Annotated in this window: 6 protein-coding genes; all 6 read right to left on the reverse strand. The window is 70.2% G+C overall.

Going from position 1 to position 12,326, the window contains the following annotated elements; genetic code table 11:
• Positions 1-6 precede the first annotated feature (6 nt).
• Positions 7-3,825 carry an ALF repeat-containing protein gene (locus IIE03_RS21655; RefSeq protein WP_192864840.1) on the reverse strand — a complete coding sequence of 1,273 codons (3,819 nt, stop codon included), beginning with the start codon at positions 3,823-3,825 and terminating at the stop codon, positions 7-9.
• A gap of 130 nt (positions 3,826-3,955) precedes the next feature.
• Positions 3,956-7,186: a S1 family peptidase gene (locus IIE03_RS21660; protein ID WP_192864841.1), complete on the reverse strand. Its 3,231-nt coding sequence runs from the start codon at positions 7,184-7,186 to the stop codon at positions 3,956-3,958.
• Between the two features lie 42 nt (positions 7,187-7,228).
• On the reverse strand, positions 7,229-7,768 hold the full coding sequence (locus tag IIE03_RS21665) for a hypothetical protein (RefSeq protein ID WP_192864842.1): 540 nt from the start codon (positions 7,766-7,768) through the stop codon (positions 7,229-7,231).
• Positions 7,769-7,812: 44 nt separating this feature from the next.
• A complete protein-coding gene (locus IIE03_RS21670; protein ID WP_192864843.1) occupies positions 7,813-10,017 on the reverse strand; it encodes a trypsin-like serine protease in 2,205 nt (734 codons plus the stop codon).
• Between the two features lie 572 nt (positions 10,018-10,589).
• Positions 10,590-11,540 (reverse strand): lipid kinase, encoded by a 951-nt coding sequence (locus IIE03_RS21675; RefSeq protein WP_318843115.1) that lies wholly within the window; start codon positions 11,538-11,540, stop codon positions 10,590-10,592.
• Positions 11,541-11,632: 92 nt separating this feature from the next.
• Positions 11,633-11,998 carry a DUF2171 domain-containing protein gene (locus tag IIE03_RS21680; protein WP_192864844.1) on the reverse strand — a complete coding sequence of 122 codons (366 nt, stop codon included), beginning with the start codon at positions 11,996-11,998 and terminating at the stop codon, positions 11,633-11,635.
• Between the last annotated feature and the right edge of the window lie 328 nt (positions 11,999-12,326).

The following is a 12,326-nucleotide window of genomic DNA, read 5'->3' on the forward strand; positions in this document are numbered from 1 at the left end:
GCAGGTTCACCAGCGGTAGAATTGTGCGATATTTCCATCCCTTTGCAGCACCACCACGTAGATGTGCCCGTCGATCTCACGGCTGAACAGCGAAACCGGTGAGCGCCCCTCCAGGTAGTCGACTATTCGATCCTCGTTGTGCCGGACCACTTCCACGAGGTAGCGATCCAGATCATCCACCGTGTCGCCATCTGCGAAATACTTCCTGACATCAGAAGGATGTACCGCGAAGTTTTCCCACGTCTGACGGCTGAGAATCTCCACCATGCGGTCCCGCGTCATGTGGACGGTCCACTCCCCGACTTCCAGCGTCGGCGGGTTCCAGGACAGGTCGTCCAAGGCGGCATTGACGCGTTGTTCAACACATTGCTGCGGTGACATACCGCTGCTTCCTGCGACAGCCAGGCAGGCAGAATTGCGATATTCCTCGATCATCCGGGCGTTGACGGATGAGACCTCCTCGATATTCGGGATCTTGAACCATTCTTCCCACGCACCGACCCAACTCTCCCAGTACTCCAGCGAAAACGGGTCGTCAGGAACCAGGACGTCAGACGCTTGATCAACGACGCGCTCGACGATGTTCTCGCACAATTTATCCTTTGCGGAGCACAACGCATCCGGTATGCGACCCATTCGGAGGTCGAGCGCGATGAGAGCCGCCGGTTCGATGATCTGGTACGCGACAAATACAGCATCCAGAATCATCTGGTTTTCCATGTGGTTGTCGAAATTCAGGCTCCCCACGTGCTGCATGCAACGCGCGTACAGCTGACCATAAACATACGTCTTCCAGCAGTACTCCGCGTTCTGCTGCATCATTGGTCCGCGATCGAAATCATTGTCGATGATGGCTTGCGCCATGTCGTAGACGTCCTGCTGACACTCGCTGTCCAGCCCTCTGTCATACCGGAATGCGACCAACGGAAATATTCTGCAGCCCTGGGGATAGTCCTGCTGGACCGTACCCCACGCTTCCTCCCAGATCGCGTCTTCCATCATCTCGTACACGGCCTCGTAGGCATCCAGGGCATATTCGGCCGCCTCGGCGAGGCTTTCGCCGGCTTCTCTTGCGTCAGACCATGCCTCCTCCGCGCTTTCTGCCGCGGATCGAGCGAACTTGACGGATTGCACGTGTGCGGCGCGTGCGAAGGCAGCGGATCCTGCCGCCGCCTGGGCCGATCTCCGCGCATCCTTGGCCGCGGCCAGGGCGTTGTCTGCGGACCGTTTCGCTGCTGCGGCGGACCTATTCGCCTCGTCGGCGGCCTCGACAGCCGCGGCAGCATGCTGTCCCGCCTGATTCGCTGCCGTGACAGCCTGGTCGGCGTAGTTCGCCGCGTCCTGAGCGGCCCCGGCGGCTCGTGCAGCTTCCTCCCATGCTCTCTTCTCGTGCTCCGTCGCACGCATCGCCACTTCGGCGGCCTGAGCCACCAACGACGTCATGGTCTGCACGTGTGCGGCGGTGCGTTGGTCACGCGCAACTGCCTCGTACTGCCCTGTCCTCAGGAACTGCTCGCGGAACGCCGGGGGGCCTTCGAGCGCAACCTCGGCGTTGATCCTCAGTTCACTACCCGCTGGAGCGCCCCCAAATATCTGGGTCACCTTGATCTCGTCGTCCGCTTTCTGCGCGGCAAACATCCCTGCCTCGAGGAAATCTCCCAGCGCCGAAACCGATCCGTCATCCAGGGCCGTCGTCGCCGCCGCTACCGTGTGCTGGTCGCCCGACTCGCGTGCTGAGGCGAGAACCTGGTTGACCGCGAGTTCATACTCCACGACCCGCTCGGGGTACTCCGGATTCTCAAGAAAGGCTGCGACCTCGGCGTCCGTGCCGGCCAGCACCGCCTGGGCCGCGTTGCGCATGGATTCTGTACCGGCGGCCGATATTCCAGCCAGGGTCGTCCGATCGTCCATGCCTTCCGCCCGCCGGAGTCCTTCGCGTGCGAAGGCGAGCACCTGCTCGTCGTCGCCTGTCAGCGCACTCCGCGCGGCCTCTCGCGTCCAGGTTCCTCCCGAGTCGACCAGTCCGAGCGCTGCTTCACGAGCTCGTGCGACGGCGATGTGCCTCGGGAGGTTCGGGTCGGTCGCGTCCCGAAGTGCCTCCTCCACGGCCGGCGACCGCCAGTGCGCTCGCGGCGAGTTGGGCATCGGGGCATCCGACCCGCTGGCGTCTTCGACCGCTTGTGCGACATCACGCGCTGCCTCAATCATCTGGTCGCGCTCGCGAGCCAGACGAAGCTGGTCCTGCCTGCGGGCTTCCGCAAAGACCGCATGCGCTTGTTCCGCAGCATCTCGCGCAGCACCGGCAGCCTCGGATGCAGCTTCGGCATCCTCCAAGGCACGCTGCGCGGCGTCGGCGGCATCTCCGGCATGCTCGGCGGCCTCTTCTGCCGCTCGTGCCGCGTTCCGCGCCCGGATCACGGCTGACTCCGCGGCATCACGAGCGATGATCGCCTGCTCATGGGCATACCTGGCGAAGTCGACCGCCTCGTCCGCGGCTTCCTGGGCGCGGATCGCGGCGGCGCGGGCACGCGCCGCCGCCGCATATGCCTCCTCCGCATTCGCACCGGCCGCGTTCGCGGCCTCCGCAGCGGCCTGGGCCGCCGCGTGGGCATCCTGGGCGTTGGCCACCGCGGACTCGACAGCTGCGATGGCGCCATCCACTGCGTCCAACGCGTCGAAGGCGTGGTTCATCCCCTGCTCGACGTCGCTCAACGCGTCCATGGCGGCCCACGCCTCAGCTGCCTTGTCCCTGGCGTCGGCGGCGGCATCGCGGTCGGTTCGTGCCGCAGCCGCCGCGCGGGCTGCTTCCGCAGCCTTCTGCTCTGCCCTGGCAGCGGCCAGGGCTACGCGGGCCGCGGCATTCGCCGCGGTTCGAGCCGCCGCGGCAGCCTCGTTGGCCGCACCAACTGCTTTGCCCGCCGCCGCAGCAGCGCCCCGTGCGGCACGTGCAGCCTTGCTCGCCGCGACTTCTGCACGCCGACGGTCGTTGCCCGCCGCTCGCGCCTCTTCACGGGCTGTCGCCGCGGCCTTCTTGGCCAACCCTGCAGATTTCTCGGCCCGGTCGGCTTCGTCCACCGCAGCGTTCATCGCGGCTTCTGCCTTGCTGCCCGCGGTCTCGGCCGCATGAACCAGGTCGGTGATCGTCTCGCTCTCGTGATCCCTTGCTGCCGCCACACCCCAGTCGATGTCGAGGAACCGGGTGAGTGTCGAGAATCGGCCGTCGTCCAGTGCCCTCGCCGCAGCTTCCCTCACCAACGGCCCGCCTGACGCGAGGGCCTGATTGATCCGAAGTTCTACGTCCGCACGATGAGCTTGCGCCCAGTCCTCGGCCAGAAACCGTTCGAGGTCCTCCGGTGATCCCGCGTCCAACGCAACCCGGGCAGCCTGCTTCACCTGCGGCCCACCCGCTGCCGCGAGCTGGTTGATCCGGATCTCCTGGTCGGCCAGCCACGGGTCGTTCCAGCCGTTCGCGAGGAACGCGCCAAGCGCCTCGGGGTCCTGCGCGTCGAGCAGCCGCGTGACGGCGTCCTTCATCGCCGGCCCGCCGCTGGCGAGCATCTGGTTGGCGAAGATCTCGCGATCCACCAGCTCCAGCTCACCCCACTGCTCGCGCACGAAAGCACACAATTCTTCCTCGTCGCCGACCAGCGCCGCTGCGGCGGCCTCCCTGACCTGCGGTCCACCGGCATCGCGTGCCGCGAGCACGCCGGCCCGGGTGCACGCCACCTCGGAAGGCAGCTCCTCGGCATGGGCCTGATTCGCCTCCGGCACGACGCCGGGCATCACCAGACTTGCCGCCAGGACGGCGACGAGCACGATGCGCACTCTGAAGCTCGATAATCTCGACCACGACATTTCAGGTCCTCCTCGTCCAGACGACTGACGATCGGCGAGCGCGCCGGGGCGGGAACCCACCCGCCCCGGCGCTGCACTGGTGTACCGCGGGCAGCGCGTGTCAGACGGTGATCTGCAGCAGCACGGTCCGCTCGGAGTCCGGATCGGCGCCGATACCGACCGGCGTGTACGAGTCGGCGTCCCCGGTGATCTCCACCGGCTCGCCAGACGGCGTGTCGACCACCGCCGTGTAGTCGTGACCAGTCCCCGTCTCGTACCCGTCGCCGCGGATCGAGTACACGTTCGGCACGCGCAGGTCGATACGACCCGAGTCACCACGAACCACAAGGCAGAGCGTGCGAGCGCCACCGGACTCGACGGTGTACCGGACCCTCATCGCACCCACGCCGTCCTCATCGGGCTGCGTCGCGCACTCGACGTCGACGACGATGTTCCCGTCGCCCGAGATGAGCTCGATGCCGAGCTGCGCCCCGATGCGCTCCGCGTCCGGGTAGGCGAATCGCTCGATGAGCGATGTGTCCCCTGGCGGCCGTGAGACCGTGACCGGCGTGTCCGGCGTCCGGGTGCGGTCCAGGACCACGGCGACCTTCTGGCTCGGGCGGTATCCGAACACGTGGGCCATGCCGCCGTCCGCGGCCTCCACACCGACCAGGCGATCCCGCGTGGAGGCGATGGTGAAACCGCCGAGACCGCCGGACCGGTCGGGGCGGACCGTGGTGAACCCGCTCGCGGTGGCCGTCCGGATCGCCGTCGTGGTCGCGCCCGGCGCGTAGGCGAGCAGGTCGTCGAGCCTTCCGTCGTCGTCATAGGCGGTCGCGATCACGCGGCTGGTCGTGCTGCCCAGGGCGGACCAGGTGCCCTCGGTCTGCTTGGCGTAGGCCGAGGAGTTGTCCCGGCTGACGACCGCGTATCTCTTGGCCGTGCCGGGCCGGTAGACGAGCAGGTCGTTCGGCTTCCCGTCGTGGTCGCCGTCGAACGGCGTCACGCGGTCACCGGCGGCGAACGCCCAGCCGCCCAGCGAGGTGGTGTGCTGCATCACGTAACCGAAGGCCGGGGCGGACACCACGGCGGCCGTGCCGCCCGCGCTCGGGTCGTACTGCATGACCTCGTCGAGCTTGCCGTCGCCGTCGAAGTCCACCGGCACGAGCTGCGGATCGTCGCCGCCCCGCACGAGGCCCCAGGCGTTCTGGTACTTCTTGACGAACCGGCCCGACGCGTCCCGGCCGTACACCGCGACGTTGCGTACGGTGGCGGATCCCACGCCCGGCCGGTACACGAGGAGGTCGTCCAGCTTGCCGTCGCTCTCGAAGTCGAGCGCGACGATCCTGTCGGCCGCGCTGGCGAGCGGCCAGTCGCCGATGCCCGAGCCGCGGAACACCTCCGTGTGCGTACCGTCCGCGTGGCGCTCGGCGATCACCACGAGCCGACCGCCGGGCCGGTACAGGAGCAGGTGGTCCGCCCGGCCGCTGTGGTCGAAGTCGTACGCGATCGCCCTGTCCTTCGTGCTCGACAGGTCGAACCCGGCGATGCCCGCGTGGCTCGTGTGCGCGAACTCGTACTGACTCTCGCCACGGTCGAGCCGCTTGATCGCCCACGCGCTCCTCGCCCCGGGCCGGTACCCGAGCACCAGGGTCCGCGAGCCGGTGCCCGGCCCCTCGAACGGAACCAGCCGGTCGGCGGCCCTCGTCAGGTCGAATCCGCCGAGCCCGCCGGCGCGCGGGCCGGAGAGCGGCTCGTAGCTGTCGGTCGCCGCGTCCCAGGTGATGACGCTAACCATCCCGATGCCGCCGTTCACCGGGCGGTAGGCCACGAGATCGTCGTCCAGGCCGTCGTGGTCGTAGTCCATGGCGACCACCCGGTCGGCGGTGCTCGCCAGCGACGACCACGTGGCGGTGTCCGCCGTGGCGTAGCCGCTCCCGCTCCGGCGGAGGACCGCGTACTTCTTCGCCGTTCCCGGCCGGTACACGAACAGGTCGTTCGGCTTCCCGTCGTGGTCCCGGTCGAACGGGACCACCCGGTCACCGGCGCCGAACGTCCAGCCTCCCAGCGAGGTGGTGTGCCGCATCACGTAGCCGAACGACGGCGCCGCGACCACGGCCGCCCTGCCGCCGGCGCCCGCCTCGTACTGCATCACCTCGTCGAGCCGTCCGTCACCGTCGAAGTCCACCGGGACCAACTGGGGATCCTCTCCCCAGCGCACCGTCCCCCAAGCACTCTCGTACTCCTTGACGAACTGACCCGACCCGTCCCGGCTGTACACCGCCACGTTCCGCACGTCCTCGGACCCCACGCCCGGGCGGTACACCAGCAGATCGTCCAGCGTGCCGTCACCCTCCATGTCGAGCGCGACGATCCTGTCCGCCACGTTGTCCAGCACCCAGTCGCCCAGACCGCTCGTGCTCCGGAACACCCTCGTGTACGTCCCGTCCGCGTTGCGGCGCACGACCTGCAGGAGCTTCGAGCCGGGCCGGTACATCAGGAGGTGGTCCGTCCGCCCGCTGCTCTCGTAGTCGAAGGCGATCACCCTGTCCCGCGACGACGCGAGGTCGTATCCGCCGATGCCCGCCGTCGTACTGCGGTACTCCCAGCCGAACTGCGAGCTCAGGGCCGGTGCGTTCCGCTCCACCCAGTCGCCGAGCCCGTCCACCCGCACCACGGTCGTCCGAGCCGCGGGCTCGTCCTCGTGAGCGAGGCACCGTGACCCGTCGGAGCCGACGGCGAGCCCGAGCAGCACCGCCCCACCGGTGCCCACCACGGGCGCACCGGCGTCGCCGAGGCAGGCGCCCGCCGCTCCGTCGGCGTCCGACCAGGCGAACGTGTCCGCGCTCACCTCATCGACGACTCCCGTGGCGCGCTGAGCGGCGTCGGGCACCCAGGTGTCGGCCGTCCGGCCGAATCCCGCCATGACCGACGCGGCGCCGACGACAGGGGCCGTCGACGGGATCGTGGCACGCGCGATCCCCTCGGCGGGCAGGACGAGACGGAGCAGCGCCACGTCACGGTCAGGGTGCGGCACCACCCGGTCGGCCTCGAGGGTGCGCGCCGGAGCGCCGGCGTGCGCGCCGCCCACGACCGCCTTCACGGCCGCCGGCGGCCTCCCGGTCGTGAGCGAGCCGTCGTCGCCGGCGACGCAGGAGGCTGCCGTCAGCACCCACTGCGGCCGCACGAGGGCGCCGGAGCAGGAGCGATCACCGCTTGTTCGGACCTTCACCAGGTAGGGCGCGCTCCCGGACGCGGCCGGGTCGCCCCCGGTCACCGCCGTCGCGGGAGCCGCCAACCCGGCCATGATCGCTGCCGCACCCGCCAGCGCGGCAACCAACCGTCGCAACATCTCAGCCTCCATCAATGGTCGGGCCATGGTCGATATCGAGCGTCAGACCGTGATCTGCAGCAGAACCGTCGGCTCGGAGTCCGGGTCGGCCCCGATGCCGACAGGCGTGTACGTGTCGCCCTCCCCTTCGATCTCCACCGGGTCGCCCGACGGCGTGTCGACGACGGCCGTGAAGTCGTGGCCCGTCCCCGTCTCGTACCCGTCGCCGCGGATCGAGTACACGTTCGGCACGCGCAGGTCGATACGGCCCGAATCGCCGTGGACCACCAGGCACAGCGTGCGAGCCCCGCCCGACTCCACCGTGTACCTGACCTTCATCGCGCCCACGCCGTCCTCGTCAGGCTGCGTCGCGCACTCGAGGTCGGCGACGATGTGGCCGTCGCCCCGCTCCAGCAGGATGCCGTGCTCCGCGAGGATCTCGTCGGACCGCGGGTAGTCGAAGGTCTCCACCGCGAACGGGGGCAGGTCGTCGGCGGCGGCCTCTCCCCGCACGGCGTCCGCCATCGTGGGCGCGCCGAGGAACGTGGCGGTCGCGGCGACGGCGATACCCGCGGCGATCCCGGCCCGGGACAGAATTCTCATGGTCACTCCTGGCTTCTGGTGAGTGGTGCGTGGCATGACTCGGATCACTGGATCGAGGAACCGAACGCGACGCCGCCCGCGGGGATACCTCCGGCGCCCGGCTGGAAGGTGGTCACGGCCCCGGCGGTGCCTCCCGTTACGTTGCTCCACGGGATGGCGTGGACGGCCCCGGAGGCGGACGGGCCGTCGGGCATGCCGACGTAGAGGTGCTCGTCGGTGGCCGTCAGGGCCTGCCCGAGCCGCTGGCCTGCCCCGTCGCTGCCGGGGAGGCCGCCTTGCCCCGGCACGAGCTGGAACTCGTCCGTGACCGGTCCCTGGAAGGAGTCGAGGCCAGGGAAGACGTGGACGTCACCGGCGTCGTCGTGGCCGTTCAGGTCCTCGTCCGGCGCGCCGACGGTGAGCACCATTGTGTCTCCCGACGCGTCGGCGGGATCCGTGCTCGCGATCGCCACCGACGCCCCGAAGTGGTCGAACGACTCCGGGCTGCTGGACACGCCTTCGGTGGCCTGGTTGATGCCGCCGACCTGGGTCCAGCCACCGCTCGACCGCAGGTGCAGCACCACGGCCCGGCCGGCGTCGTCACGACCGGTGCTGTTGTAGGTGATCGCCTCACCGGGCGAACCGATGGCGAGCAGGGAATCGACCGGCGACGCCGCACCCGACGGCCGGTATTCCGTCATGTCGAGCGCCCCGCCGAACTCGTCGCCGGGCTCCGAGACACCGCTGACGCCGCCTGTGTCCTGGTGGATCTGCGTGATCGGCACGGGGAGTCCGTCGCTGCGGAGCTCGTGCCGGAACAGGTGCACGATCCCCGAGGCGTCGTCGCTGCCGACGGCCTCGTGTGGCGTACCGGCGACGAAGAAGCGACCGTCGCCCGTGACGGTCTCGCCGAACCTGTCACCGGCCTCGCCGACACCCAGGACGCCGTCCTTGTCCTGGTGGACCGCCCGCGGCGGCGCCGAGCCCAGGCAGTAGAAGATCATTCCGCCGTCGGCGACGGAACTCAGGTCCTCGCCGGGCACGCCCATGACGAGCCACGGCGTGCCGTCGCTCGTGTGTCCGGCCGCCAGGGAATAGCCGAGCAGGTCCCCGTCCTCAGGAGCGGACGCACCGAGCGAGCCCTCGCCGTACCCCTGCCGATGGGTGATGTCGGCCGGGCCGTGGGTCAGGCCGTCCCGCGCGCCGTGGACGATCTCGACCCATCCGGTCTCGCGCGCGCCGTCCACGGATTCGTACGGCGTGCTGACCACGAGGTCCGTGCATCCGTCCTGGTTGCCGTCGAAGGTCGCGATGCTGTACCCGAACCGGTCGTTGGGCTCGGAACCGCCGGTGACGCCCGGCGATGCCTGGGAGATCAGCGCGGTCTCGCCGCTACCCCCGTAGACGATCCGGACGGCACCCCCGCGGGCGGCGCCGTCGACGGTCGCCTCGGGATCGGCGATCGCGATGTCACGCACGCCGTCGCAGTCGAAGTCCACGATTCGCGGCTTCCCGATCGTCGTGGTGATCCAGCCGCTCACGTCGTCGGCCCGGACACCGATCGCGGTGTTCCGGGTCTCGGCGGGGTCGGCGCCCCAGCAGCCCGCCCGCCACGACCGGCTGACCACCGCGACCAGCTCCGGGCCGCCGGCGGTGTCGCGCAGCAGTGGCCCGCCGGTGTCGCCGGCGCAGGCCGACGCCCCGCCGCTCCCCGTGATCGTCACGTCACCATCCGCCACGGCGTCCACGCCGAACGGCGCGGTGTGGAGGGCGAGGGGAGCCCACTCGGTCGCCGTCCGCCCGAATCCGGCGAGCCGGAGCGCGTCCGCCGTCGTCGGCGCCGACGACGCGATCGCGACCGGGTCGACGCCGGGAACCGCCAGGTCCAGGCGGGCCATGACGAGGTCCCGCGACTCGTGCGGGACGAGCTCGATCACCTGACGCTCCTGACCGGCGGTGCCCGTCAGGTCCACGCGACCGACGGTCGCGACCGTCGACAGCTCGGGGCGGCCGGCCGGAACGTCGAGTCCGGCGGACGGGTCGTCCGCGAAGCAGCTCGCCGCCGTGAGGATCCAGCGGTCCGCGACCAACGCTCCGCTGCACGCCCGCCGGCCGTCCCCGATGTCGAGGCGTGCGGTGAACGCGTACGAGGCGTGCCCGTCCGTGGTCCCGACGACGGCCGACGCGGGCGCGGCCAGCACGGGCGCGACCAGCGCGACGCCTGCCGCAGCGGCGATCGCTGCCCTCGTCGCCCTGCCGATCCCGGTCATGCGGTCACCCGATGCCTGACCGGCCCGGCAACGCCGTCGGGCCGACGCCCGGAACCATGATTCCCTGCGCATGTTCGCTCCGCTGTCCTGTATCCGGCTCCCCATCGGTCAGTCAGCTTGGCACCCGAACGCCCGACTTGTCCCATAATTTGGCCTCAGCTAAAACCACTTTCACCCGCATGGCGCCCACGCCGTCGCGCGACGTGATCGGCTCTGGGTCAGCTTGCGGATGCCGGTGATCCCGGGGCGGCGGTCTGCCGGCAGAGGGCGCCGCGGCCGTCGCCTTCCTCGGTCTCCGAGGGGCGCTGAACCGGCCGCGCTTTCGCGCAGGAACAAGCGCGGACCCGGGACAGGGGACCGCCCGGGCCGCGCATGTCCAGGCTATTGCCACGGCCGGGAGTTGTCCGTGCCGAGGCGGGTGAAATCTGCTGCCGTTCAGCCTGAGCCAGTCGCCGATGAGCCGTACGCTGCAGCGCCTGCGCGCTGTCGGGCGACGAAGAAGGCGAACGCCATCATGCCGGAGAGCAGGACGGCCGCATGCCGGGCGTACAGCCCGACCGCCCCCCGCCGGCTCAGGCCTGGCCGTCGAGCCGGGCCGCCCGGCTGCGCGCCGGCACCGCCACGTGCAGCGCGTTGCGATCGACCCGGAACGCCGCAGGGGTCGTCGCCGCGAGCTCGCCGTCCAGGTTGACCGGCATCGGCGCGGTCGTGACGACGTCGACGGCCCGGGTCACGACGTGCCGCACCCGGTCGTGCTCGATGAGGCTGCCGTCCCGCAGCAGCCGCGCGATCGACACGTGGTCGCGCAGCCTGCCCTTGACGATCGCGTACACGTCCAGCATCCCGTCATCGAGCGACGCCGTCGGCGACACGGTGTTGCCGCCGCCGTAGTGCCTCCCGCTCCCGACGGCGACCTGCAGCAGCTCGTCGAGCTCCAGCGGCTCCCGGTCGCCGTCGGGGAACTCCAGCCGGGCCGCGAACGGCCGGTGGTGCCGGAACGCGAGCAGCGTCGCCACCGCGTAGGCCGCCGGCCCGAGGAACCGCTTGAGGCGGGGTGTCAGCCTGCGGGTGACCTCCACCGACAGGCCGAACGAAGCCACGTTCAGGTAGGCGCTCCCGTTCACCCGTCCGACGTCGAGGTCGACGACCTTGCCGCCGAGCAGCTCGCGGGCCGCCTCGGCCGGGTCCGGCGAGAGCTCCAGCGTCCGCGCGAAATCGTTGGCGGTGCCCAGCGGGAGCACGCCCAGCACCGTCGTCGTCCCCGCCACGCGGGCCGCGGCCGCGCCGACCGTGCCGTCACCACCACCCACGATCAGCAGCCGCGGCGGTTCCGCCATGACGCGTTCCAAGGCCGCGGCGAGCTCTCCGCCCGACGTCGCCTCGTGCGTCCGCAGGTCCCGGACGCCACCGGCGACGAGCACCTCCCGGACCGTCGCGAGCGCGGCCGCGCCGCTGCGCGCGCCGGCGTTGACCACGAGGTCCACGCACGCGCCGGGCTCCGACAACAGGCCGATCGTCTCCACGATCGTCGAACGTACCCCGGGATCCTGGCCGACTACTGGATGCGCTCCGACCCGAGCGCTCGAACGTGCTCATCCCGGAGCGACCGAGCGACCTACCTGAGCAGCTGGTCGGCGTCCACCGAGAGACGCACCTCGTCTCCTGCGACCGAGGCGATCTGGCCCGGCTCGACGTATCGGTGGCCCGAGAACAGGCCCTTGCCGTCGACCCGGACGAACCCGAGCCGCGCGAGGCGCTCCCGCGCCTCCTGACTCATGCCGCTGTCGGTGCTGAACGCCTCGGCGACCCACGCGATCGGGTTGCTCGGCGCCTCCGACGCCGGGTCCGTCCCGGCCACCGCGCCGGAGTCGGCCATGCGCACCTGCTCGACCGTCCCCACCAGCTCGCCGGCGGCGTCGACCACCGACATGCCGGGCGTCACCTCGCGAATCGGCCCTTCCGGCCCTGCGAACTCGGTCACGTCGACTCCCCTCCTCCTGCGTTCGTGGGCGCCACGTCAGGTATCGAGTCAGGCTAGGCCGGTCGCCGGGCACTCGCCACAGCGGTGGGTCACGGTCGACGCACCCAGGGCGCAGGCCCTGTTCGAGACAACGGGCGGAAGCCCTCACCGGCCCGACCGCCGCCTACGAGCACGACGCCACGTCATCGGTGCAAGCCAGAAAGTCCTTCGAGTGGTGAAGACCATTCACGCATCGGTAACGATTCTGCAACCTCATGGACACCTCATCCACCACGGGGGTACGTTCATCAAAACAGACTGATTAGTCAGTCGGTATTGAGTGATACCG

It is taken from the genome of Myceligenerans pegani (assembly GCF_014892515.1).
GTDB classification, from domain to species: Bacteria; Actinomycetota; Actinomycetes; order Actinomycetales; family Cellulomonadaceae; genus Myceligenerans; species Myceligenerans pegani.